The 23,291-nt window shown below is 55.3% G+C and carries 20 protein-coding genes, 1 tRNA gene and 1 pseudogene; 13 read left to right on the forward strand and 9 right to left on the reverse strand.

What is annotated here, in order from left to right; translation table 11 throughout:
• Positions 1 to 272: 272 nt before the first annotated feature.
• From FGU71_RS08630 to FGU71_RS08640, 3 genes are read left to right on the forward strand one after another with little or no spacing between them, the layout of a single operon-like run.
• Positions 273 to 1,577 (forward strand): TrkH family potassium uptake protein, encoded by a 1,305-nt coding sequence (locus FGU71_RS08630; RefSeq protein WP_234035701.1) that lies wholly within the window; start codon positions 273 to 275, stop codon positions 1,575 to 1,577.
• A gap of 52 nt (positions 1,578 to 1,629) precedes the next feature.
• A complete protein-coding gene (locus FGU71_RS08635; protein ID WP_142788187.1) occupies positions 1,630 to 3,720 on the forward strand; it encodes a RelA/SpoT family protein in 2,091 nt (696 codons plus the stop codon).
• The gene (locus tag FGU71_RS08640) at positions 3,717 to 4,079 is read left to right on the forward strand and encodes a VOC family protein (protein WP_234035702.1); all 363 of its coding nucleotides are present in this window, start codon (positions 3,717 to 3,719) and stop codon (positions 4,077 to 4,079) included. The genes FGU71_RS08635 and FGU71_RS08640 overlap by 4 nt, the downstream gene beginning before the upstream one ends.
• Here the strand turns inward: FGU71_RS08640 and FGU71_RS08645 are convergent.
• Both FGU71_RS08645 and FGU71_RS08650 read right to left on the reverse strand, forming a co-directional pair.
• A complete protein-coding gene (locus FGU71_RS08645) occupies positions 4,076 to 4,393 on the reverse strand; it encodes a DUF1905 domain-containing protein (RefSeq protein ID WP_142788188.1) in 318 nt (105 codons plus the stop codon). The two genes, FGU71_RS08640 and FGU71_RS08645, sit on opposite strands and share 4 nt — an antisense overlap.
• Complete coding sequence (locus tag FGU71_RS08650; protein ID WP_142788189.1) at positions 4,390 to 5,508, reverse strand: peptidylprolyl isomerase; 1,119 nt, start codon at positions 5,506 to 5,508, stop codon at positions 4,390 to 4,392. Before FGU71_RS08650 ends, FGU71_RS08645 begins: the two co-directional genes overlap by 4 nt.
• 77 nt (positions 5,509 to 5,585) lie before the next feature.
• Here FGU71_RS08650 and FGU71_RS08655 point away from each other — a divergent pair.
• Positions 5,586 to 5,675 (forward strand) — tRNA-Ser (locus FGU71_RS08655).
• A 389-nt stretch (positions 5,676 to 6,064) separates the two neighbouring features.
• On the opposite strand, the gene FGU71_RS08660 is transcribed toward FGU71_RS08655, so the two are convergent.
• Positions 6,065 to 6,265 (reverse strand): hypothetical protein, encoded by a 201-nt coding sequence (locus tag FGU71_RS08660; RefSeq protein WP_142788190.1) that lies wholly within the window; start codon positions 6,263 to 6,265, stop codon positions 6,065 to 6,067.
• Between the two features lie 80 nt (positions 6,266 to 6,345).
• On the opposite strand from FGU71_RS08660, the gene FGU71_RS08665 reads away from it, so the two are divergent.
• On the forward strand, positions 6,346 to 7,062 hold the full coding sequence (locus FGU71_RS08665; RefSeq protein WP_142788191.1) for an IS6 family transposase: 717 nt from the start codon (positions 6,346 to 6,348) through the stop codon (positions 7,060 to 7,062).
• 89 nt (positions 7,063 to 7,151) lie between these two features.
• Here FGU71_RS08665 and FGU71_RS14320 read toward each other — a convergent pair whose 3' ends face one another.
• The gene (locus FGU71_RS14320; protein ID WP_142788192.1) at positions 7,152 to 7,595 is read right to left on the reverse strand and encodes a MarR family transcriptional regulator; all 444 of its coding nucleotides are present in this window, start codon (positions 7,593 to 7,595) and stop codon (positions 7,152 to 7,154) included.
• Positions 7,596 to 8,001: 406 nt separating this feature from the next.
• Here FGU71_RS14320 and FGU71_RS08675 point away from each other — a divergent pair, with 406 nt between their 5' ends.
• The 5 genes and pseudogenes from FGU71_RS08675 (at position 8,002) to FGU71_RS08695 (ending at position 13,357) form a co-directional block, all read left to right on the forward strand.
• On the forward strand, positions 8,002 to 9,651 hold the full coding sequence (locus FGU71_RS08675) for a DUF1800 domain-containing protein (protein WP_185960246.1): 1,650 nt from the start codon (positions 8,002 to 8,004) through the stop codon (positions 9,649 to 9,651).
• Positions 9,648 to 11,042: a DUF1501 domain-containing protein gene (locus tag FGU71_RS08680; protein ID WP_142788194.1), complete on the forward strand. Its 1,395-nt coding sequence runs from the start codon at positions 9,648 to 9,650 to the stop codon at positions 11,040 to 11,042. The genes FGU71_RS08675 and FGU71_RS08680 overlap by 4 nt, the downstream gene beginning before the upstream one ends.
• 58 nt (positions 11,043 to 11,100) lie before the next feature.
• Positions 11,101 to 11,516 (forward strand): annotated as a pseudogene (locus FGU71_RS08685) (DDE-type integrase/transposase/recombinase).
• 275 nt (positions 11,517 to 11,791) lie between these two features.
• Complete coding sequence (locus tag FGU71_RS08690; protein ID WP_142788195.1) at positions 11,792 to 12,505, forward strand: endonuclease/exonuclease/phosphatase family protein; 714 nt, start codon at positions 11,792 to 11,794, stop codon at positions 12,503 to 12,505.
• A 303-nt stretch (positions 12,506 to 12,808) separates the two neighbouring features.
• A complete protein-coding gene (locus FGU71_RS08695) occupies positions 12,809 to 13,357 on the forward strand; it encodes a pseudouridine synthase (RefSeq protein ID WP_142788196.1) in 549 nt (182 codons plus the stop codon).
• Positions 13,358 to 13,396: 39 nt separating this feature from the next.
• Here FGU71_RS08695 and FGU71_RS08700 read toward each other — a convergent pair whose 3' ends face one another.
• Positions 13,397 to 14,551 carry a cupin domain-containing protein gene (locus FGU71_RS08700; protein WP_142788197.1) on the reverse strand — a complete coding sequence of 385 codons (1,155 nt, stop codon included), beginning with the start codon at positions 14,549 to 14,551 and terminating at the stop codon, positions 13,397 to 13,399.
• Positions 14,552 to 14,562: 11 nt separating this feature from the next.
• On the reverse strand, positions 14,563 to 14,892 hold the full coding sequence (locus FGU71_RS08705) for a DUF6481 family protein (protein ID WP_142788198.1): 330 nt from the start codon (positions 14,890 to 14,892) through the stop codon (positions 14,563 to 14,565).
• 520 nt (positions 14,893 to 15,412) lie between these two features.
• On the opposite strand from FGU71_RS08705, the gene FGU71_RS08710 reads away from it, so the two are divergent.
• The 3 genes from FGU71_RS08710 (at position 15,413) to FGU71_RS08720 (ending at position 18,228) form a co-directional block, all read left to right on the forward strand.
• A complete protein-coding gene (locus FGU71_RS08710; protein ID WP_142788199.1) occupies positions 15,413 to 16,045 on the forward strand; it encodes an RpiB/LacA/LacB family sugar-phosphate isomerase in 633 nt (210 codons plus the stop codon).
• 25 nt (positions 16,046 to 16,070) lie between these two features.
• Positions 16,071 to 16,829, forward strand: a complete 759-nt coding sequence (gene kduD / locus FGU71_RS08715; RefSeq protein WP_142788200.1) for a 2-dehydro-3-deoxy-D-gluconate 5-dehydrogenase KduD — start codon at positions 16,071 to 16,073, stop codon at positions 16,827 to 16,829.
• Positions 16,830 to 17,196: 367 nt separating this feature from the next.
• Positions 17,197 to 18,228 carry a sugar kinase gene (locus tag FGU71_RS08720; protein WP_142788201.1) on the forward strand — a complete coding sequence of 344 codons (1,032 nt, stop codon included), beginning with the start codon at positions 17,197 to 17,199 and terminating at the stop codon, positions 18,226 to 18,228.
• Between the two features lie 165 nt (positions 18,229 to 18,393).
• Here the strand turns inward: FGU71_RS08720 and FGU71_RS08725 are convergent, their stop codons facing one another.
• The 3 genes from FGU71_RS08725 to FGU71_RS08735 all read right to left on the reverse strand — a co-directional run bounded on the left by FGU71_RS08725 (position 18,394) and on the right by FGU71_RS08735 (position 23,279).
• The gene (locus FGU71_RS08725; protein ID WP_142788202.1) at positions 18,394 to 19,746 is read right to left on the reverse strand and encodes an MBL fold metallo-hydrolase; all 1,353 of its coding nucleotides are present in this window, start codon (positions 19,744 to 19,746) and stop codon (positions 18,394 to 18,396) included.
• Positions 19,747 to 19,798: 52 nt separating this feature from the next.
• The gene (locus tag FGU71_RS08730) at positions 19,799 to 20,251 is read right to left on the reverse strand and encodes a methyltransferase family protein (RefSeq protein ID WP_142788203.1); all 453 of its coding nucleotides are present in this window, start codon (positions 20,249 to 20,251) and stop codon (positions 19,799 to 19,801) included.
• Between the two features lie 478 nt (positions 20,252 to 20,729).
• Complete coding sequence (locus tag FGU71_RS08735; protein ID WP_142788204.1) at positions 20,730 to 23,279, reverse strand: transferrin-binding protein-like solute binding protein; 2,550 nt, start codon at positions 23,277 to 23,279, stop codon at positions 20,730 to 20,732.
• Between the last annotated feature and the right edge of the window lie 12 nt (positions 23,280 to 23,291).

The raw sequence follows: 23,291 nt of genomic DNA on the forward strand, positions 1-23,291 counted from the left end.
GCCCGTAAAGCCGCATCGATTTTGCGGCGGGCCTTTCAAAATTGTTTGATACCGCCGCCGCGGCAACCCTGATTTTTACTGTATCACCGCCGCTGAATGGATGATTTCAAAGCGTGCTTCCGGTCCGGCGTAGCAGCCGCCAATTCGGCGCGCAGCGTGCTGACACCGGTTTTTTGGGCGGCATTGTTTAATCCTCATTTTTTGAGGGAGCCAATCCGGGTCTGGCCCGTTGGCTTGCCATGCTCTGGGCGTTTCGTAACCCTATCCGGCTTGTGCCGCTGTTGTATCTGCTGGCGATTGCGCTTGGTACGGCGGCCTTATGGTTGCCGGTATCGCGCGCTGGCGATCTGGGTGCGCCGCTTTCGACGGCTGTTTTTACGTCGGTTTCAGCCGTTGCGGTTACTGGCCTGATAGTCGAGGACACTCCGGTTTACTGGAGTATGTTCGGGCAAATCGTGATTCTGGTGCTGATCCAGATCGGAGGCCTTGGCACCAAAACCGCAGCGACATTTTTCGCGCTTAGTGTCGGGAGGGGCTTTGTTTTGCGCCGCACCGTAGAGCGCGAGGTCGAGCGCGAGCAATTGAGTCTTTCCGATGCGTCATTCGCGATCAAGCTGATCCTGCTGATCACTCTCGTGGTCGAGGCGGTCGCGACATCGATCCTGACGTACCGGTTTCATGTCCAATATTCCATGCCGCTGGACGAGGCATTCTGGCACGGGCTGTTTCAGGCTGTCAGCGCGTTTAACAATGCCGGTTTTTCGACATTCTCCGATAGCCTGATGGGGTTCAGCGCGGATGCTGCGGTTCTGTTACCGATAATCGTCGCAGTGATCATCGGTTCGCTCGGCTTTCCTGTTTTGCAGGATATTATCAAATGCGGGCGTAACCCGTCGGACTGGACGCTTCATTCGCGTATCACGCTGATCGGCACAGCTGTGCTTCTGCTGCTCGGCTTTCTGGTGATCCTCATCACAGAAAGCGGCAATATCAACACGCTTGGCCCGATGGGCTGGGGCGAACGGGCGCTGAATGCATTCATGCACTCCGCGATGCCGCGCACGGCCGGTTTCAACAGCCTCGATGTGGGGGCGTTCCGCGATGAGACGGTGCTGTTCAATTACGTGCTGATGTTCATCGGAGGCGGCAGCGCGGGAACCGCGGGCGGGATCAAGATCACGACGATTGCGGTGCTATTTGCGATACTCGTGTACCAGATTCGCGGGCTGGGCGCGGCGGAAATGAGCGGCCGGCGCATTTCCAACCGGCTGGCAAGCCAGGCGGTGACCGTTATCATGTTCGCCCTCACCGCGATATTTGTCGCGACGTTTTATTTGTCGGTGCGCACGCCGCATTCGCTGACCGATATCATGTTCGAAACCATATCCGCGTTCGCTACGGTTGGCCTCAGCCGGGGCATCACCGGTGATCTGCCAGTAGACGGCCAGATGGTGCTGGTGGCGCTGATGTTTATCGGGCGGGTCGGGACAATCACTGCTGCGACATGGCTGGCAATGGGGGCTGTCGGCAGGGGATCCCCGCGCCGCGACCCTGCGCAGGATCCGATAATCGGCTGACCTGCGCCCTTAATGCTTGCAGGTGCGCGCGCGCCGACGCACATTGGCAATTATGCTTCGCCAATATGAACTTGTTGAAAGGGTCCTCGATTATGACCCGGACGCTGACGAAGCGCTGCTGAACCGCGCCTATGTCTACACTGTCCAGAAACATGGCAGTCAAAAACGCGCGAGCGGTGACCCTTATTTTTCGCATCCGGTCGAAGTCGCCGGGTTGATGACCGATTTGCAGCTGGATCAGGCAACGATCATCACCGCGCTGCTGCACGACACAGTCGAAGATACGCTGGCAACGATTGAGGATATCGAGGCGAATTTCGGCCCCGAAGTCGCGCGGCTGGTGGATGGTGTGACGAAACTGTCCAAGATCGAGGCGATGCCGGAAAACGAGCGCGCCGCAGAGAATTTGCGCAAATTCCTGCTCGCGATGTCCGAGGATATCCGCGTTTTGCTGGTCAAGCTGGCGGATCGTTTGCACAATATGCGCACGCTCCATTTCATCAAGAATCCCGAGAAACGCCAGCGCATCGCGCGCGAGACGATGGATATCTACGCGCCGCTCGCCGAACGGGTGGGCATGTATGAATATATGCGCGAAATGCAGGCGCTCGCGTTTGAACAGCTTGAGCCCGAAGCTGCTGCAACCATCACCAAGCGGCTGGAGGGGCTGCGCGGCTCCGATGGCGGGCAGGTCGATGCGATCGCGCTTAAGATTAAACAAGCGCTCGCCGAGGCCGGTCTTAAGGTCGAAGTGTCCGGCCGCGAAAAACACCCCTATTCCATCTGGACCAAAATGTCCGAACGCCATGTCAGCTTTGAACAGGTGACTGATATCATGGCGTTTCGCGTCATCACCGAAAGCGAAGCAGACATTTATTCCGCGATGGGGGTCTTGCACAGAACGTGGCAGTTCCTGCCGGGCAAATTCAAAGACTATATCTCTACGCCCAAATCCAATGGCTACCGATCCATCCATACATCGCTGATGTATGAAAATTCGATGCGGGTCGAAGTCCAGATCCGCACCCGCGAAATGCACCAGCGAAATGAATTCGGACTGGCATCGCATTGGGCCTATAAACAGCACGACAAGGCCGACGGCCAAGTTGCCTGGCTGCGCGATCTGATCGAAATTGTGGATGCCAGTCACGATGCCGAAGAGCTGCTGGAGCACACGCGGCTTGCGATTTATCAGGACCGCATTTTTGCCTTCACGCCGAAAGGCGCTCTGTTTCAGCTGCCCAAGGGCGCCAGCGCGGTTGATTTTGCCTTTGCCGTTCACACCGACCTTGGTCTGTCCTGCCTTGGTGCTAAGATAAACGGACGGCACATGCCGCTGCGCACCCCTTTGCAAAACGGTGATGTGGTCGAGATCATCAAGGGCGCAGGCGCAGAGCCGCAGCTGTCATGGCTCAGTTTTGTCGTAACCGGCAAAGCGCGCGCCGCAATTCGCCGTTCCGTCCGGCAAAAGGAACGCGCCGAAGTGGCGCAGCTGGGTTCCCAATTGTTTGACGAGATCGCCGCACGGGTGCCCGCGCGCATCGGCAAAAAAGCCATTCGCGCCGCGATTGAGCGTCTGGGTCTGGATGGTCCGGAAGACCTTATGGTTGCGGTAGGCTCCGCCAAGCTGACGGATCGCGAGGTTATGGAAGCGCTGGTGCCCGGATGCACAGCCGATCTTGAAGATGATGATGGCTGGTCCCCGCGTGACCGCGCAATTTCGATCAAGGGCATGACGCCCGGCGTCGGGTTTAAGCTGGCCGATTGCTGCCATCCTGTTCCCGGTGATCGGATTGTGGGATTGCGGCGTCCGGGTGAAGCCGTCCTGGTCCATACGATCGACTGTCTGGAACTGGCCAACGGTGTTGATACCGACTGGCTCGATCTTTCCTGGGGGAAGCGCTCGCATGGCGCGATCGGGCGGCTGTCTGTCACGATTTATGACCGCCCCGGCACCCTTGCCGAAATGGCCGGCCTGTTTGCTCAGAACAAAAGCAACGTCACCTCGCTATCCCAAAGTCAGCTCGACCATCCGTTCGTCACCTATGACATCGATGCCGAGGTTCAGGATCTTGCCCATCTGGCGCGGATTCTCAGCGCGCTGCGGGCAAGCGATGCGGTGGCTCAGGCAGACCGGCTGTGACCGGAATTATCGGATTGGATCACGTTCAGCTTGCGATACCGGCAGGCGGCGAAGAACAGATGCGCGCGTATTTTTGCGATTTGCTGGGCATGGTAGAAGTTCCGAAACCCGATAACCTTTCCCCCAGCGGCCTCTGGTTGGAGGGTGGCGGCGCAAAGCTGCATATTGGTGTCGATCCCGATTTCGTCTCTGCGCGCAAAGCGCATCCGGCATTTCTGGTCGATAATCTGGAGGTGTTGCGGGATCGGCTAACACAGGCTGGATACACAGCGCAGGATGACAAACCGGTCGAAGGATATGTGCGATTCTTCACTTTCGATCCGTTCGGCAATCGCATCGAATTGATGCAGCAGGCCTAGATCAGGTTGAGCGTAACCTGGACCGGATGGCCATCGGTCAAACTTTCGCGCTGGATGACCTTCCTGCTGATCAGGAGCACCCACTGCGATGAGTGTTTTTGCGGGAAAACCGAGCTTTTCCATTCCGTCTCCCCGATCCGGGCGACGACTTTGACCGATCCAAACCCGCGGCTGCGCCCGAATTCAAGCCTGTGCAGACGGGCATGGATTGCAAGTGTTTCGGCAGCATCGCCGGTCACGGTTACCAGCCGATAGGTGCCGCGATCCCCCTGCCAGCGTGTCAGGGGTAGGGTCACGCTAAGCGTTTCGCTCATTCTCCATCCAGCGGCTTGTACCTGACATACTCAAATTTGCGGATCGGAACGGGGATATTGCAAATATCGGCGCCGCCTGCGGGCTGGATGAAGAACGGATCGCGGCGATTGGCCCGCGCCTCGGCATAGCCGGCGAAGGCTGCGCTCTCGGTAGAGAGATATTCGAAAGCATATTTCCGCTCGATCGCGTCGCGCTCCTCATAGGTGCCCGTTGCCGCAAGATCGCTCACGAGACGGACGGAGAGGATGGGCGTACGCTTTTCCGCTTCTTCCGCGGTGTAAAAGCCAAGCTCACCCGTGCCGCGCGGGAGCGAGGACAAATGCTGCATACCTTCAATGATCCGCCCGACGAGCGCGATATTGCGATCCAGATGGCGCGGCGCATGGCCGATCACGGTGTAGAGTTCAGCGCCGGAGCCGGTATCTGGTGAGTAATTTCGGCCTACGCCAACCATCCCGTAACAGTGGACGGGCCACGCCTCGGCCTGCTCGATTGAATGGCCACGGGTAAAGGTTCCTGCGATGGGCCAACCCGAAGAAAACCCTGTCATGACAGGGTATCCCTCAACGCGATCGGAAAGGGCCAACATGCCGGCGGGCATTGCGTCAAGCAGAGGGCCCCCGATCAGACTAATTCTGGGCGAGCGATAATAGACATGGGCAATCCCATCGTCGATGCGCATGTTCCAATTGACCGGGGCGCTATACTCATCTTCCCCCATCACCTTTAACCCCTCGGGCAGCGGTTTTTGCTCCATTTCGCCGCTTTCAGGGTTGTCGTATCCGGGATCGCCCCATTGGACGACGTAATTGTCCTGCACGCGGTTTACGCTGGTTTCGTCATACCATTTGGCACGGGCGAGGGTTTTGATGTTGCTGACCCAGCCTTGCGAGAACGGCGCGGCCATCAACTGGATTACCACTTCACGGGCATTTCCATCCCCATCGGGAGCGAGCGTCATCACCAATAGATCTTTTGCCGCGATCTGTTTCCATGCATCTTTGGGCGCGGCATCCACTATGGCGTTGGGCGAGGGCGCCCCTTCCGGCGCGTCCTGAGCGGCAAGCGAAATCGGCAGGGTTAGAGCGGCAATGGCCAGAATTGATCGTTTCATTTGCCTGTGGTGCCATCATGTGGCTTGCGCTGCAATGGCAGGAAAGCTAGAGGCCCGCTTCTGCCATACAGGTATGCGGAGCGGTGGCCGAGTGGTCGAAGGCGCACGCCTGGAAAGTGTGTAAAGGGGTAACTCTTTCGTGGGTTCGAATCCCACCCGCTCCGCCAACCACCCTCAGCACCAGTCTCTGGTTACAGGGCGCGTCCGCAAAGTGGCGGTGCACGCGGGTTTGAACAGGCCAAACCGCCGTTCGCTGGATCTTCAGCATCAGTCTCTGGGCATATCAGGCGATTTTTGCGCGGCTAGTCTCTGCGTCAATCGCAATCAGATGAGTTTCCCTGTTTAGCAGGGAAAGAACAGGGAAGAATGTTCATTCAGAGCTCGAAACAGGCTGAATTGGCCAAATACGACTGAATACCACCAGTAAAAGCACGTGATTACCGAGGGTTAGGTGCTCAAAAATGGGGTTTCCCTGTTATTCGCCATAACAGGGTACTTATTTGGCCATAACAGGGTGCGAATTCGACATAACAGGCCTGTTATTCGCCGGAACAGGCTAATTCGCGCTGGGCCAATTCAGCGCTGTTCGCTGCTCATTCCAGCAGAGCGGAATGTCCATTTTGATGAGTTGCTGGAGGTTCAACGAGCCTGGTTGGCGACCTTCAAGAATGCCGCGCTGAATGTCCGGTGCTAGGAATGCGAGCTTGAGCAACATGCGAAGGTAGGCCGCCGAAGGGGAGATCTCGATCAGCGGCATGCCTTTGCGATCACGCCCGAGGACACTGTCAGAGCAAATGTGCCTCTAGCCGAATTCGTATGTTCGGGTAGGGCGGAACGATGCCCAGACCCAAGAAACCAGCCAGTCCGTTTCGCTATTTCAACTCGTCGCCAGAAGTGATCCGTCTTGTCGTGATGATGTACGTGCGGTTTGCGCTGAGCCTGCGGAATGTCGAAGACTTGCTTGCGGAACGCGGCATCGACATTTGTCACGAGACGGTGCGGATGTGGTGGAACAGGTTCGGCCCGCTGTTTGCAGCAGATATCAAGCGCCAGCGGATATGCCGGATGCGAGGCTTTAGAAATTGGCGCTGGCACGTCGATGAGGTGTTCGTGAAGATCAACGGCGAGACGCACTATCTGTGGCGCGCTGTCGATCATGAAGGCGAGATCCTCGAGAGCTATGTCACGAAAAAGCGGGACAAATCAGCCGCTCTGCGCTTCTTCAAGAAGACGTTGAAGTGGCATGGCAAGGCCGAGGAAATCGTCACTGATGGTCTCAAATCCTATCCTGCGGCAATGCGCGAGCTTGGTAATGCGGAGCGACAGGAGATGGGCCACTGGCAGAACAACAGAGCCGAAAACTCACACTTACCCTTCCGACGACGAGAGCGAGCGATGCTCAGATTTCGACAGATGAAATCGCTACAGAAATTCGCCTCAGTCCACGCAAATGTTCACAACCACTTCAACTCAGAACGCCATCTAACTGATCGACAGACTTACAAGGCAAGTCGCTCAGCCGCACTGGTTGAGTGGCGAAACCTGATGGCTTGAGAACCAAGCGGGGAAGGGGCCATTGCGCCGATCGGAGACAAGTTGCGATTAGACTGACAGCACCGGCTCAGCCTCCAAAACCTAGCATGTCAGTGATTGCAACTGGAAAGCGTTTGAAGTTTTGCGGCTCTCTGATCGGCCCATTGATTAAGAACCTGAATCGAAGCTTGAGACAGTGTCAGGTTCGTCACTCGGGCATCGTCCGCGTTTCGATCACGGTTAACCCAGCCGCTCTGTTCGAGCGCGTCAATATGCCGAATTACAGTCGCCGAGGCGCCGCCGCTGGCGATTTGTATGGTCTTGACACTAGCGACTTCCAACTCAAGCCTAGCACGATATAGCTCCAGCAAGATCGACCAAGCTAAGGGGTGGCGCCAACTTGTTGGAAGGCTCTCAACTTTGGCTGCGCGCGAGGAGATCTCGAAGAACACGGCTGCTCTTCGATCCCTTAAAGACTGTGAGCCCTCAAAACCCTCTTTTTGCCTGAGATTTTGGATTTGCGGAGCCGAAGCCCAAAATTTTGTGTTTGACATAGCTATCCTTGAAAAAACACGGTCAGGCTATTTAGTCATGTCTAAGGTGCCAGTTAACAAAACCTGTAGGGCATGAAAATTAGGTTCAGAATGATAGGTTAAAACTTTACCGTTGATCGAAAAAATTATTGACTTTTCAATTTCAGAAAATTTTAATTTTCGATTCGAAGGCCGACACGACGATAGACAGCGCCCTCGATTGACTGAGAGCGAGCGTTTGACAATTCATGTAGCACGTTAGTAGGCACTGTCAGAGCAAATGCACCTGATTGACGGTTGATGCACTTGGAGTACCCCCGGCCGCATATCAGTTTAATAGGCGTTCTTCCGGATTCACTTCTTTGCAAATGTTAGGTTTATGCAATGCAGACGAGCACTCGATCATCGTCATCGAGGAGTGGCATGCATGCAGAGAACCCATTCACCGGAAACGGCGCCGCTACCAGAAGCAGCGGCAACAGTTGTTTTGGCTACGTCAGTGGCAGCTTGCGGCGGTGATGGTTCCACCTCAAGCAAGCCAAGTAGTGGCTCTGTCGCAGCTTCAGGCGTCACAGCTATTTCCAAACAGGATGCAGCGCGCTTTTTGGCGCAAGCGACAAACGGGACCGACTATGCGACGATTGAGGACGTTTCTAAATCGGGAGTAGAAAGTTGGCTTAATGCTCAATTTGCTCTTGGGCGGGAGCGAAGTTATTGGGATTGGCTAGAGAACAACGGTTTTGCCGATGACAGTAGACCCTTTGCACTTGCTGACTGGGAAATAGCACTCTGGCACGGTTTGTTGCATGACGGGGATACTCTCCGTCAGCGCGTTACATTGGCTCTGCTCGACATTTTTGTAGTTGGAATCGGCACGCTTCATCCCGGGTGGAGGTCATTTAGTATGGCCAACTACCTCGACATCTTGGCCGATCATAGTTTCGGAAACTTTCGTGAGCTCATCGAAGCAATCACTTTCTCGACCGCGATGGGGGATTGGCTCACATATACCGGTAGCAAAAAGGCAGATGCGCGTGGCAGTCTGCCGGATGAAAATTATGCTCGTGAACTAATGCAGCTTTTTACTCTCGGGCTGCATAGACTGAACGCAGACGGCACGCACCAACTGGGACCCGATGGCTCTCAAATCCCAGCATATACTCAAGCTGATGTATCGGAATTGGCACGGGTCTTCACAGGTTTTGTCCCAATCGAGACAGATTTTCGCCAACGAGGTCGAAACCGCGAGAGGCTAGTAATTGACCCCACCTTCAATGACACTCGCGATAAGGTGGTTCTGGGTCAGACAATTTCGGGTGGCGGTGAGCAAGCGGTTTCGCAAGCCCTTGATATCTTATTCAATCATCCAAATGTTGGACCATTCATCTCAAAGCAGCTGATTCTGAGGCTTGTAACGAGCAACCCCTCTCCTGCTTATGTGCAGAGAGTAGCACGGGTTTTTTCTAACAATGGGCAGGGCGAGCGCGGTGATCTCAGAGCAATCGTCAAAGCAGTCTTACTTGACCGCGAAGCCCGCCAAGAACCGACTTCACAATCTGGAAAGCTCCGAGACCCAGCCCAACGTTTGCTAAATTGGGCGCGTGCATTTGATGTAAAACCAGCAGCAGAAAACTTAGTTGGTCCATACTTGCATGGGACATTGCTGAAGTCGCCAGGTTGGAGCCCCACGGTTTTCAATTTTTTTGATGCTGAATACTCTCCACCACTCTCTGATGTTGAAGCTCAAGGGTTGGCGGCGCCCGGGTTCCAGATTGCAAGTGAGCAGACTGTTGTCGAATATATCAACTTCATCAACAACGCACTGCAAGGGTTTTGGGCAAGCCGGGGCCTCGATCCAAGCTTTGATAATTACATTGAGGTAGCGAAAGAACCAACAGCTTTGGTGGAGCGCCTCAACATAGTTTTAGCGGCTGGCCAAATATCGCCGAATATTGCGAACGAGATTGCAGTCCAAGCGCAATTTATTGCGGCCGACGATCGAAAAGGTCTTGAGGACCGGGTCAAGCTTGCAACGTTGATGATATTGGCCTCACCTGATTTCTTGGTTGTGGCATGAGCATCATCCGCCAGAATAGCAGTGTTAGTCGACGCAGATTGCTAAAAGGCATGGCGGTTGGCGGCATCGGTGGGTTTGGTCTTCCATCTGCGATGTCGTCCGATCTCGCAGCAGCAGAGAGTGACGACTATCGAGCAATCGTCTGCATCTTTCTCGAGGGCGGAAGCGACAATTGGAACACCTTGGTACCCTTCGATAGAATTAGTCATGGCAACTATTTCTCGGCGCGGCCCAATATTGCTTTCAGCCAAGCTAATCTAAATGCCACTCACCTAAAACAATCCAACGATTTGGGTGGTTACAGCTATGCTTTAAATCCTTCGATGCGCCCCTTATTAGAAGTTTTTGACGCAGGTGACCTAGCGGTTTTGCAGAATATTGGCGCACTCATGGCACCTACCTCAGCCGCAATGTTCATGAACGAGAGCGGATTGCTCCCTAGTAGGCTTTTTAGTCATAACACCCAGTCCGATTTTGTACTGACGGGCGAAGATGGCGGAGGTGCAACCGGTTGGGGAGGGCGTATCGCTGATCAGTTAGTCGGCTACAATGCATACCGAGAGTTCACTTGTATCAATGCTGCTGCAGCGAGCTCGCCATTCTTATCGGGTCGAACGTTAACGCCATACGCCATAGATGAAAATGGCGCTAAATTGATCTTTGGTGGGCGAGAGGATGCAACTACAGCCCTACTTCGCACGGTTACCACCGCCGTATCCAACAATGTCTTCCGTAATGAATATGCCAAAATCATGCGAAGGGCACTTTATGCAGGCAATCTCTTCGCATCAGTCTTTTCACAAATCCCTGAGTCAGATTTGGCTGACTTGCCTACGAACAATAACGAGCTTGGCCGTCAGATGAAGGCAATTGCAAAGACAATCGCTGGCGCGAGGGTAATGGGTATGAGACGGCAGGTTTTCTTCGCGAAGCTCCCCAATTGGGATGCTCATTCAACGACAGATGAAAGTAACAACAACTCTAAACGCCTTGCAGATGCAATGCATGGTTTTTGGCGTGTTATGGAACGATGGGGAATTGGCTCATCAGTAACGACATTTACTGTATCTGATTTTGGACGAACGCTTACCAGCAATGGTAGTGGCACTAACCATGGTTGGGGCAGTGCCCAGTTTGTTATGGGAGGAGCCGTAGCCGGAGGAAAGATACTCGGAAAGCCTCCGGTGGTGGGTGTCGGAAGCCCAGATAGTGTATTGGGGGGGCGATTGGTGCCGTCGACCCCGATTGATAGCTTAGCAGCAACGCTCGCAGCATGGATGGGAGTTAGCGAGACAGGATTGGTCGGTATTGCGCCGAATCTTAGCAGGTTCGATCCGAGTGTCCGGGTACTCGACCTATTTGGCACTGTCAGACCAAACGGACCTAATTGAGGGTTGAGGCAATTGGGCTAGGGCAGGGGCCACGGACAGACCTCGCAAACCAGCCAGCCTGTTTCGTTATTTCAACTCTGCGCCGGGGGTAATCCGCTTAGTTTGCGTAATGTTGAGGACCTGCTGGCCGATCGCGGGATCGACATTGGCCACGAGAGTGTGCGGCATTGGTGGAACCGGTTTGGCCCTTTACGCTTCTTCAACAAGACACTGAAGCATTACGGCAGAGCTGAATCCATCGTCACCGACGGCCTTAAATCCTACCCGGCAGCGATGCGCGAACTTGGCAATTTCGACCGTCCAAAAATGGGGCGCTGGCAGCACAATCGCGCGGAAAACTCACACTTACCCTTCCGACGACGAGAGCGAGCGATGCTCAGATTTCGACAGATGAAATCGCTACAGAAATTCGCCTCAGTCCACGCAAATGTTCACAACCACTTCAACTCAGAACGCCATCTAACCGACCCATAGACTTACAAGGCAAGCCGCTCAGGCGCACTGGTTGAGTGGCGAAACCTGATGGCTTGAGAACCAAGCGGGGAAGGGGCCATTGCGCCGATCGGAGACAAGTTGCGATTAGACTGACAGCACCCTAAAACGTCCAAACGTCCATGCAAACGTACACAGGTACTTCGACGCAGAGCGCCGACTGGTCGACACAGCAGCCTAACCGTGGCCATTCTTACTGCGACGCTTCAACCGCTGCGGCTTGAAGGCGAACTGAAAGAGAAAGCGAAGACAAGTGAATGGCTGGTAAGCCGGTGAACATAAAGGTTGCGAGCTACAATATCCGCAAAGGCATCGGCCTCGACCTCCGCCGAGATCCCTTGCGCATCCTGCGCGTGTTGCAGGAAGTCGATGCTGACATTGTTGCGCTGCAGGAAGCCGACCGGCGATTTGGCGCGCGTGCCAGCGCACTCCCGCGGGTTCTGATCGAGAACCACACTGATTATGAGCCGGTGCCCCTCGACGTGCAGACCGATTCAATAGGCTGGCACGGAAATGCGATCCTCGTTCGGCGCGGGATCAAGGTCGTGCATCACGACATCATCCATATTCCCTACCTTGAGCCACGCGGTGTCGTGACCGCGACATTATCTGTAGCGGGGCAGGCCATTACAGTATTCGGCATGCATCTTGATCTGTCCGGCCTGTGGCGCCGAAGGCAGGCGCGAGTCATCGCCGATCTTGCCGCTGCGGCCAGCAATTCGTCGGCGACAGTGCTCATGGGCGATCTTAACGAGTGGCGTAGCCGCGCAAGAACCTTTCGCGAGTTCGGTCGGCATTTCCAGATTCTCAATTGCGGCCCAAGCTACCACGCGACGCGCCCTATCGGGCAGCTCGACCGGATCATGCATTGCAGCCGGCTTTTGCCGAGCGGTTACGGGGTCCATCGCAGCGCAGTCTCTGCGCGGGCCTCCGACCATTTGCCAGTCTGGGCCGAATTCGCGCTTGATTGAAAGCCAGCCCGTTTCGATCTCTCAACTCGGTGAGGTGTCTGCGAAGATCAATGGAAAGCGGCACTACCTTTGGCGCACAGTGGATAAGGCGGGCGAGAAATTGGCTACCTGCGTCACTACGACCTGCGTCACTACGACCTGCGTCACTACGACCTGCGTCACTACGACCTGCGATAAAAAGTCTGGTTAGCTGTCCAAGCCAAGCGGTGAACATTATGGGCTAGGACTCAACCTGTGAAGGGGCCGGCTGCGCCGTTCAGAGACAAGTTGCGATTAGAATGACAGGACCGTAAAGCGCGTGCCATGGGCAAGCTGATCGCGTTCAATAAACCCTATGGAGTGCTCTCGCAATTTACAGATCGCGGGTCTGAAACCGTGCGTTCTACGCTATCAGATTTCATCCAATTGAAAGATGTCTATCCGGCAGGACGGCTTGATCGAGATAGCGAGGGGCTGCTCTTGTTATGCGATGATGGCCGTTTGCAAGCGCGGATTTCTGATCCGCGTTTCAAGATGGCCAAAACTTACCTAGTGCAAGTCGAAGGCGACCCTCAGGAACAAGACTTGGACCGTCTCAGAGCAGGGGTTCGTCTGAAAGACGGCGTCTCCAAACCGGCCGAGATTGAGCGCATTGCAGAGCCGGATCTTTGGCCCCGCGATCCGCCTATCCGTCAGCGCAAAACCGTCCCCGACTGCTGGCTAAAGGTCACAATCCGCGAAGGGCGCAACCGGCAAGTGCGCAGGATGACTGCGGCGGTGGGGTTACCCACTTTGAGGCTGGTGCGATGGTCCATTGGCGAATGGACCGTTGAAGGGATAGCTCCCGGACAATGGAAAAAGGCGACGCCATAGAATTGGCAAGATGCGCCGATCTGCTGGATCGTTTGCCTCCTAAAGATCAAGAGCCACGCTGCCTTGGTTAAACAGATCGGCAATCAGACTTAGCGTTGGCAGATCCAGCGCCGAGCGCGATTTGTCTGAACCCAAGATCAGCCTGGGTTCCGCGCAAATTCTTTCCGCCAATTCTGCTTGGGCTCCAGTGCACTCAAAAGACTGCCCATCGACAAACAGCAGGACCGACGATGGTGTTTCGCGAATGAAGGAGAAACGGCTAGCCGGATTGCGAAGGATTACCGCGCCCTCTGCCAGGCTGCGCCTAATATCATCCACTTCTGCCGAAGTTTCAGGCCTCCAATCGATATCCGGGTTTTTCGGGCTTGTGTTGTATCGACCGAACCACCGTGCGAAACTGCTGCGGTCGAGGATTTTCTCGGTAATCATGCTGTGCAACTGGGCGATAGCGTCTGGATCAATTTCACCGGGATTGTCCTGTTTGGCCAGCCCAGGATCAGTGTAACGATCTTGATCGAGCAATCCGTCCGCCAGATCATCCGCCCAATTGTCTATGAGCTCGGCGCATGAAGGTGCGCGGAAACCGATCGAATAGGTCATGCAACCGTCCCCAATGGCAGTGCCGCGATGGGCAATGCGAGGTGGGACATACAGGATGTCACCGGCCTCAAGAATCCATTCATCGGTGGGCTGAAAGTCGGCGAGCAAAGACAGGTTGGAATGCGGCAAAAGTTCGACATTCTCGTCGCATAATTCGCCCAGTTCCCATCGGCGTCGGCCTAGGCCTTGAACAAGAAATACATCATAATGATCAAAATGCGCGCCCACTCCGCCGCCATCGACAGCATAGCTGACCATGACATCATCGATCCGCCAGTTTGGAACAAACCGAAAAGATTCAAGGAGGGCCGCGACACAGGGGATGTGATGATCGACAGATTGAACAAGCAATGTCCAAGGGTCTTTGCCTAGCCGGTCAAAGCGGTCTTCAGGCAGAGGGCCATTTTCGAGGCCCCATTCAGGGGCGCTTTGCGTGATAAGACGAGATTCCACACCCGCCTCGCAGGCCAGGCCTGCCAGTTCATCCGGTTCGACCGGATTGGACCAGGATGCCCAGGGCGACCTGATCAGTAGCGGTTTCTTTTGCCAATATTCGCTTAGAAACTTATCAGCATCGAAATCTCGCAGATGCATCGATGTCTCTATCACTTGCGGGCCTTGCGAGCCGCATAGCGCGCATCGCGGGCAGCCTTTAATTCCGCCTCTGATCGCTTGGGCGCGTCGGTCTTGGCACGCTCTTGCTTTGCCGCTGCCCGCTTTTCCTGGGCGAGGCGCTGCTTTTCAAGCCTCGCTTCCCGAGCGGCGGCGCGCTTCGCTTCGGCTTTGGCTTCGCGTTGCTCCCTTCGCGCTGCCATGGCTGCCAATTCTGCTTCATCAGGCTTGGGCACGGCTTTAAGCTTGGCCAGAACCTTGTTCTTCGCCTTCGAAGCTGCAGCTATTCTGTCTTGGTGGCTTGGTTCCTTGAAACCCTTCATCGATATTCACTCCTGTTGGCGCGCGGATAAATGGACGGCGCGCCTGCGTCGTAGGGCACTGTTAAAGCAAATGCACCTGATTGACGGTTGAGGCACCTGGCGTTGGGCAAAGCGATGCCCAGATCTTGCCCAAAAACCTGCGCTGCGGTTCCTACAAATGAAATTATAACAGAAGTTTCGCCTCAGCCCGCGGCAAGGGCTGCAATCACTTTAGCGCAGCGCGCCGTCTCGCTGATCAACAGATTTACAATAGCCTCCCGTTCAGCCGCGCCAGCTGGGCGGCAGAACTTCACCCCCCTGAGCTGAAGGCTGGTACCGGCTAGCCAAGTTAATCGGAAACAAGTTTCGAATAAACTGACAGCATCACGCAGACGATTGGCAACAGGGCTGCGCAGCCTCAAATCAGCTCTTGCCTAAGATAATGACACCGGTTACCTAAAGTAACGAATTTTGGGTTCAGCGATCGCATGACATGATCGCATGACATGGTGTTTTGCTGGCCGATCGGAGAAGGTAAATCATGAAAATCGCTTTGATTACGGAAAACAGCCAGGCCGCCAAAAACGGCATTATTCACGATGCTTTGACAGCCGAAGCCGCGCCATTCGGGCATGAGGTTTTCAATTACGGCATGTACACGCCGGAAGACGCCGCCTCGCTTACGTATAATATGAACGGGCTGCTGGCGGGCATTTTGCTCAATTCCAAAGCTGCTGATTTCGTCGTGACCGGATGCGGAACGGGTATGGGATCAATGCTGGCTTGCAACGCGATGCCCGGCGTTTTTTGCGGATTGGTGATCGATCCGACCGATGCGTTTCTGTTCAGCCAGATTAATGCTGGCAACTGCATGTCTATGCCTTATGCCAAAGGCTTCGGCTGGGCGGCGGAACTGAATTTGCAGGATTGCTTTCGCAAGATCTTCGAGAATGAGCCCGGTGTGGGTTATCCCAAAGAGCGCGCAGCAATCATGGCTACCAACCGCGACATTTTGACAGAGATGAAAGCAGCCTCGTGCCACGACATGCTGAGCGTTCTTAAAAATGTCGATCAGAGCCTGCTGAAATCGGCAATCGCCGGCGAAAAATTTGCCGAGTATTTTTATGCGAATTCGCAAGACGAAGAGATCAGCGCTTATCTGCGCGGTCTTTAATCCCTGATCTTGAGGTAACATTGTTATGACCGCACATCCGTTTGATCTGAGCGGCAAGGTGGCCGTTGTCACTGGCGCTAACACTGGTATCGGTCAGGGTATTGCCGTTGCTCTCGCCGAAGCTGGTGCTGATATCGCATTGGTTACGCGGAGCGATGCGACCGAAACTGCCAGCCTGATCGAAAAAGCCGGTTCGCGGTCGTGTGTGATCAAAGCCGACCTTTCATCGACTGATCCGTGTGAAAGGATCGTCGAGGAGACTGTTTCAAGTCTTGGCCGGCTCGATATTCTGGTCAACAATGCAGGCATCATCCGCCGCAATGACGCAACCGACTTCACCGAGGATGATTGGGATGCTGTGATGAACACGAACCTGAAGGTTCTGTTTTTCCTGTGCCAAGCAGCTGGCAAGCACATGATTTCAAGCGGTGGCGGATCGATTATCAATATCGCTTCGATGCTGACTTTTCAGGGCGGTATCAGAGTCGCAAGCTACACCGCTTCCAAAAGCGGTGTCGGCGGCCTGACAAAGCTGCTCGCGAATGAGTGGGCTTCAAAGAATGTCACGGTGAATGCGATTGCTCCGGGTTATATTGCGACCAACAACACTGCCGCGCTGCAATCGGATGAGGCGCGCAATCGTCAAATTCTGGAGCGTATCCCGGCAGGTCGCTGGGGCGCGCCATCGGATCTTGGCGGTGCAGCCGTTTTTCTTGCGTCCGATGCGGCGCGTTATGTCCAAGGCCATATTCTCGCAGTCGATGGCGGCTGGCTAGCGCGCTAATGTATCAGATTGATGTTTCGCCATGGCACGCGCGCGTCTCTGTTTTGCTACTCGCGCTGCCTTTGTCGCTCCTCGGCTCTGCTTTGCAGGCGGCCGATACTCCCACCTCAATCGGCGAATGCGCTGGCTGCGATCTGTGGAACACGGAATTAGGCGACCGTCGCGGGCCGGGTCTGGCTCGGCAGTTTCTGCTTCGATTTTCCGAGCGATTGGAAGAGCGGCCCTACCCAAACAGCGATCAGAAAACGGGCTCTCTTGCCAAGACGAAGCGAACGTTCGATCGCACTGACTTTATGTTCAGCAAAGCCTGACACTCTCATCAACACTGTGGAACTACGATAACTTCACCTTCAATACGGATATCTTCATGGCTGACTTTCTTTCATTCGGCGAAATCATGCTTCGCCTTAAAACGCCGGGACACCAACGGTTTTTTCAATCGCACGAATTCGAAGCGACCTTTGGCGGAGGCGAGGCGAATGTTGCTGTCGCGCTGTCAAATTACGGGCTCGATGCTGGTTTTGTAAGCGCGCTGCCCGATAATGATATTGGCGAGAACGCAATTATGGAGCTGCGCAAATTCGGCGTGGATACAGCCTATGTGAGCCGCTCTGGCGACCGTGTCGGTATCTATTTCCTTGAAACAGGCTCCAACCAGCGCCCCTCCAAGGTGGTTTATGACCGTGCAAACTCATCGATCTGCAATGCGAGCATGGACGAGTTTGATTGGCCGACCATCTTCAAAGGCGCAAAATGGCTGCATATCACCGGCATCACGCCTGCGCTGAGCCAGTCTGCTGCCGATCTTTCGATGGCCTGCGTTAAGGCGGCAAAGGAAGCGGGCGTCACCGTTTCTTGCGACTTCAACTTCCGCGGCAAGCTTTGGAAATACGGTAAGACCGCGCCGGAAGTGATGCGCGAGCTCGTCAAATATGTTGATGTGGGTATTGCGAACGAAGAAGACTGCCAGAAGTCGCTCGATATCAGCGTTGATGTCGATGTGGAGAGCGGTGAACTTGATACAAAGAAGTATGAAGCGCTGGGCCAGAAGGTGCTTGATATCTATCCCAACATGCACACCATCGCGATCACCCTGCGTGAAAGCCTTAGCGCGGATCGTAACAACTGGTCTGCTTGCCTGCGCACACGCGAAGATGGCTTCATGCTCTCAAAGAAATACGAACTGACCGATATCGTGGACCGTGTTGGCGGCGGAGACAGCTTTGCCTCGGCATTGATTTACGGCCTCAACGCTTATGAAGACCGCCAGCAGAGCCTGGAATTTGCAGTCGCCGCGAGCGCGCTAAAACACACAATCATGGGCGATTTTAACCGCGTGACGGTGCCCGAAGTGGAAAAGCTAATGGGCGGCGACGGATCGGGGCGGGTCCAACGGTAGGGCAAGGACTTTACCCATTAACTGGTCAGTCTGCATTTTGGCCGATGCGGAGCCTGCGTAGACGAAATGGCTCGACCGCCAAAATGCCGACTGACCCACGCCTCCTGTCCGCCAGCTTCAATGGCTCCGGCGGGCCGACCCTGCAATGGTGCGTGATAAATGGGATCACCCATGAGCAGACTTCCACGCCCCCATCGAGCCAAGGTAGATATCCAGCTTTTCAAAACCCCGGCTAGCTAGCCATCCTGCTGCCACCGAGGCGCGCATGCCGCTGGCGCACATCACGGTATAGTGATGCTGTTTGCCGAGCTCCTGCCAGCGTTCGTTAAGCTCACCGACGTAAATGTGCTTGGATCCTTCGATGGAGGCAGCCGCACGTTCGCCGGCATCGCGCACATCGAGAAGCGTCCAGTCGGATGCGTTCTGGTCGAGCCGTTCTTTGACAGTGCCGGTCGATATCATCGGTATGCTTTTCATGGTCACGCCATTGGCCGCCGCCGGAACGACGCCGGTATAGCCACCGACAACATTATCAAGGCCAATGCGCACAAGATGCGACATGGCCTGTGAAAGCTGATCCTCGTCAGACGCCACCAGCCTGATTGATTGATCTTCGTGGATGAACCAGCCAGCGAATGCCGAGATCATTCCGACAGGCAGGCACATAGAGCCGGGGAAATGGCCCGATGCATAAGCCATCGGGTCACGGATATCTATCACATGGTCGGACTGATCCTTTCGCAATGTGCCCAAATCCAGCCGGCGGGGCCTCAGGATGCGCGGCGCCGCGTTTGCTCCTTCAAGGTTAAGCCGCTCCATCAAACGGAAATAAGGCGGCTGATAGTGATGCTCTGCAATTTTCGCATCAATGAATGCGCCGCGCCCATCGATGCGTAACCGCGGATTGTTGCGGCGCTCGTGACCAATGGTCGAGAACTCGCGCTCCGCCATGCCTGATCCGCACACCGATCCTGCTCCGTGCGCGGGATAGATGATCGCCTGATCACCCAATGCCAAAAGCTTCTGGAGCGAGTCGTACAGCATGCCAGCGACTTCCCGCTTGCGCTCGGGATAAAAATCGGTGCGACCAACATCGCCGACAAACAGCGCGTCACCGGTAAACACGCCGACCGGTCCATCCGAATACCCATTATCATGTATCACGAAAGCAAGGTGATCATCGGTGTGGCCGGGTGTCTCGAGGGCTTCGATCGTGAGCTGACCGATATCGAATTTCTCTCCATCTCGAGCCGTTTCAGCAAACGCAACCTCGCCCGCCGCATTGGGACCATGATAAACCTTTGCCCCGGTCATTTCCGCTAATATCGGGGACCCTGTGACCAGGTCCTCGTTGCGATGGGTTTCGAAGATATGGGTGATCTCCATCCCCTGCGCGCGCGCTTTCTCGACATAGATTTCGCAATCACGCCGCGGATCGATAACGGCCGCTTTGCCGCCGGAAGCGATCAGATAGGAGAGATGGGAGAGGCCGGGCGTCTTGATTTTCTCAAGCAACATAAGGTTTCCTTTCTGATGGCTTCGACGGGCGGTTCACTTTGTCCTGTTACGCTTAGAGCCATCGTCTCACCCGCTGCCGATACGCTCGATATTCCGCGCCGAATAGCTGATCGAGACGCGCTTCTTCAGGCTTTATCTGAAACGCTGTGATGTAGAACACGAACGCGATCAGGATGATAATGTTGGCAAACGAGCCGAACCACACTGCGACGCCAGCGAGAATCAGTAACATTCCTAAATACATGGGATTTCGGGAGAACCGATAGAATCCGGACACGACCAAACGCGATGCTTTTTCGGGTTTGAGAGGGGTAACAGTCGTCTTGGCGCGCCGGAATGCCAGCACCGAAACGATATCGATGCCGAAGCCTGCCGCTATGAGGGCACCTGCAATGAAACCGGCATATGGAACAGCGAACTGCCAGCTCGGCAGGTGCTCGGTGAAAAGCCACATCAGCAGCACCGAGAGAAGCGCCACAAGCGGCGGAGGAATGCGCAGACTCATGCCCCTGACCGATCGGAGCCGTAGAAATGTTGCTGTTGAATGTTCATTGCCGTTCCTCAATTCTGCAGGTGTTATGGCATGGCAGACACACGGTTTGCACCTTCCGCTAGGTCATCAACCTTCGCTGCTTCGCGGATGATGAGCCAATGCGGCACGACTAGGAACCCGGCGCCCGCCCTTTCAACCTGCGTCAAGCAGATCAGGCAAGCCTGTGGGACCACCAGCAGAGTGTGTCCCTTCGCGACCGGGGTGTGTGATCGCGCGGGAGGATACCGACCTGCTCGAAAAGCAGGCGGTCGATCCCGAGGAGGAGATCCTGTGGCGGGTTGCCCCTAATGATGCAGTAGCTGCGCCCACCGCAGACGAGCTAGGCAGATGAGCTAGACCAGGCTGATACTGCGCTTGAGAAAAGGCTGGGCCAGGTTGGTTTTCAATGCCCCTATTGGCCCCCAACCTGACTGCAATCGGATATACCGCTTCACCGCCTCTTACCGACAGTTACGCCTTCGATGAAGGTGCGGCCCGCAGGAACATCGTCAATGATGTCGAATGCTGCCCCGAATTCCTGTGCATTGGGCCCAAAGAATGCCCCGTTCAAAGAGCCGACAAAACCTTCGCCCTGCCGCGCCCCGCCGAAAAATCCATTGGTGGCGATTGTGCCATCAAACAGGTAGGTACCGATCACAGTGTTCATTGCGTCGGCTTGCGTCAGGTTGAATGTCAGCCCGAGCGTTCCGGCACTAAAATCGGCAATCAATTCCGAAGTCCCATTGATTTCGCCCCGATATCCAGTCGGCGCAACCTCACCGATGGCAAATACCACTCCGTCATATGTTCCGCTTCCTGCCTTCGGTAAAGCGGCAGAGGGCGTCTGAATGCCAAACACACCCATCGTTTGTGATTCAAGCCCGCGTGGCGAGGTCTGAAGCCCGATTTGCGCAAATGAAGTGTAGGTGAGCGCAATCGCCGAATTCGCGTCTCCCGGAGTAAGGATACGGTCGATTACACCGGGTTCACCTGGCCGCGTGTAAACCGAGAACGTATCGTTCGATTGGGCCTGATCCAGATTGGCTGTTGAAAGTGCCAGACTGAACTCCTGCTGCGAGTCGGGATTGACCACGATTTCGTATGTGCCGGTGGCCGGATCAAACCGGACATCGTCTCCGCGAGGTAGCGATCCACCGGTCGTAAACAGAGCGTAGGCATCGACTGGCTCAGTTGCGCCGGCCAAAGTCTGCCCCCCTGTCAGCGTATCGTCTTGTTCGCCGATAAAGCTGCCAACAATCTGGCCGTTATCATCCGCTGCTGTGAATGTGCCACCGGTTTCTTCCGCCGCCGGGCCAAAGAATGAACCGTCGAACGTCCCTGTGTAATTGCCAAGCGAGTCGAACGAGAGAGTTCCGCTGAATGAATTCACGCCGGATGCGATCATGCCAGAGCCGGTGAGGTTGGCGACCGTTTGAAAACTGGGAACACCCGACAGGAAAATATTCTCGCGAATGTTCAGCCCGCCGCTTAGATCGAGGACGCCAGTTTCAAAGTCTGCGATCAGGACACCTGTGCCATCGATCAAAAGGTCAGCATTGTAGTCAGGATCGACACCGCTGCCCGAAAAGTTCAATGTGTATCCTGCGCTCCCTGTCGTCGGCAGATCGCCTACCGGTGTTTCAAATCCGTACACGAAAAAGGAATGCCGCGATGTCGGGCTCAGATTGTCAGGATCGGACAGCTTCCATCCTGATGCGTTGACATAGGTGAGCCGCGACGATGAAATGCTGGCCCGAGTGCGCGGCCCCAGATTTTGAAAGCCGAACACGGGATCGAGCAGACCCTCTACCCCGTCACCCGAAAACAGAAACCGCTCGGAATTGGCATCATACCGGATCGAAAGCTGGCTTTGCGCGGTGCCGATTGAATCGAAATTCAAAAATCCCGGCTGGCCTGATCGATCAACTGCGTTGAAAGAGAGCACAGTTTCGGTCGCAGTAAATGTCTGGCTGTTGTCCAGCAGAGGCTCATCGTCGTTAAACTGGGTGTTGGGCGGGGTGTTATCCTGGCGTCCCATGATTGTTCCGGTGGCCACCCGGTCCGCTCCGATATTCGAAAGCGAGAATGCACCGCCTATCTCTTCGGCGTTGGGACCAAAAAGCCGCCCGGCGATGTCACCATCGAATTGACCGAAATCGTTGAGCCTGAACGTGCCGGAGAATGCACCGCTTGAAGAAGAAAGGCTCGCAACGCCGCTAAAACTGCTGTCCGATCCGAGGAAGGGGGCCAAAGTCAATTGGCCTACAATGATCATATTGCCCGAAACGAAATCAACCGAGGCCGTGCCGATACCTGCAAGACCAGAAACGTTCTCACCAACGGTCACTGCACCGATCAGATCAATCGCATAGTCTGCGGAACCGGTGGAGGGCACGCCCCCATCGGGTGTTTCCACACCATAGACAATCGATTCAATCCGCCCCGATCCAGTAGTGGTTCCTACAGTGGTCGATTGCCAGAAAGCGCTGCCGACATACTGGAATGTAAGCGCGCCCGATGTGCCCGGCCGTGTCAGAGTGAGCGTATTGGTCGTGTCGCCGTTGGTGATGGAATACACCACCGCGCCGCTATTGCTTTGCGAGTCGTCAATATCGGTGGGGGCAAAGGTGATGGATCCGCCCGGAGTTTCTAATGTGTAAGACTGTGTGTCTGCATCATACACGATTGTCGCCGTGATCGCCCCTTCGGATACGGTAACGCTTGTGCTGTTGGCACTCAGAGAGGCTGACGCCGCAACGTTGGTGAATGTTTCGCTTAACAGTGTTCCGGTGAGATCCCCGTTGGCGTTGCTGGGCGGGGGAGTTGGTGCAGGCGTTCCTCCGCCACCGCCGCCACCACTACCACCGCCGCTACCGCCGCCGCCGCCAGGGGGAGGGGTAGGCGTACTGGTAACACCGCCGCCGCCGCCCCCGCCGCACGCTGATAGAGCGAATGCCAAAGCAGTCGCGACAGAACTAAATACGAATTTATTAGATTTCATGATGCGCCCCCA

The organism is Erythrobacter insulae, assembly GCF_007004095.1.
Taxonomy (GTDB): Bacteria; Pseudomonadota; Alphaproteobacteria; order Sphingomonadales; family Sphingomonadaceae; genus Erythrobacter; species Erythrobacter insulae.

Coding starts and splice junctions, on each gene's coding strand:
- FGU71_RS08730 (WP_142788203.1), bottom strand. CDS start 20,251: ATGAGTCTGCGCATTCCTCCGCCGCTTGTGGCGCTTCTCTCGGTGCTG.
- FGU71_RS08660 (WP_142788190.1), bottom strand. CDS start 6,265: ATGCCGCTGATCGAGATCTCCCCTTCGGCGGCCTACCTTCGCATGTTG.
- FGU71_RS08680 (WP_142788194.1), top strand. CDS start 9,648: ATGAGCATCATCCGCCAGAATAGCAGTGTTAGTCGACGCAGATTGCTA.
- FGU71_RS08645 (WP_142788188.1), bottom strand. CDS start 4,393: ATGAGCGAAACGCTTAGCGTGACCCTACCCCTGACACGCTGGCAGGGG.
- FGU71_RS08650 (WP_142788189.1), bottom strand. CDS start 5,508: ATGAAACGATCAATTCTGGCCATTGCCGCTCTAACCCTGCCGATTTCG.
- FGU71_RS08700 (WP_142788197.1), bottom strand. CDS start 14,551: ATGCATCTGCGAGATTTCGATGCTGATAAGTTTCTAAGCGAATATTGG.
- FGU71_RS08710 (WP_142788199.1), top strand. CDS start 15,413: ATGAAAATCGCTTTGATTACGGAAAACAGCCAGGCCGCCAAAAACGGC.
- FGU71_RS08725 (WP_142788202.1), bottom strand. CDS start 19,746: ATGTTGCTTGAGAAAATCAAGACGCCCGGCCTCTCCCATCTCTCCTAT.
- FGU71_RS08720 (WP_142788201.1), top strand. CDS start 17,197: ATGGCTGACTTTCTTTCATTCGGCGAAATCATGCTTCGCCTTAAAACG.
- FGU71_RS14320 (WP_142788192.1), bottom strand. CDS start 7,595: ATGTCAAACACAAAATTTTGGGCTTCGGCTCCGCAAATCCAAAATCTC.
- FGU71_RS08705 (WP_142788198.1), bottom strand. CDS start 14,892: ATGAAGGGTTTCAAGGAACCAAGCCACCAAGACAGAATAGCTGCAGCT.
- FGU71_RS08665 (WP_142788191.1), top strand. CDS start 6,346: ATGCCCAGACCCAAGAAACCAGCCAGTCCGTTTCGCTATTTCAACTCG.
- FGU71_RS08675 (WP_185960246.1), top strand. CDS start 8,002: ATGCAGAGAACCCATTCACCGGAAACGGCGCCGCTACCAGAAGCAGCG.
- kduD (WP_142788200.1), top strand. CDS start 16,071: ATGACCGCACATCCGTTTGATCTGAGCGGCAAGGTGGCCGTTGTCACT.
- FGU71_RS08690 (WP_142788195.1), top strand. CDS start 11,792: ATGGCTGGTAAGCCGGTGAACATAAAGGTTGCGAGCTACAATATCCGC.
- FGU71_RS08695 (WP_142788196.1), top strand. CDS start 12,809: ATGGGCAAGCTGATCGCGTTCAATAAACCCTATGGAGTGCTCTCGCAA.
- FGU71_RS08635 (WP_142788187.1), top strand. CDS start 1,630: ATGCTTCGCCAATATGAACTTGTTGAAAGGGTCCTCGATTATGACCCG.
- FGU71_RS08735 (WP_142788204.1), bottom strand. CDS start 23,279: ATGAAATCTAATAAATTCGTATTTAGTTCTGTCGCGACTGCTTTGGCA.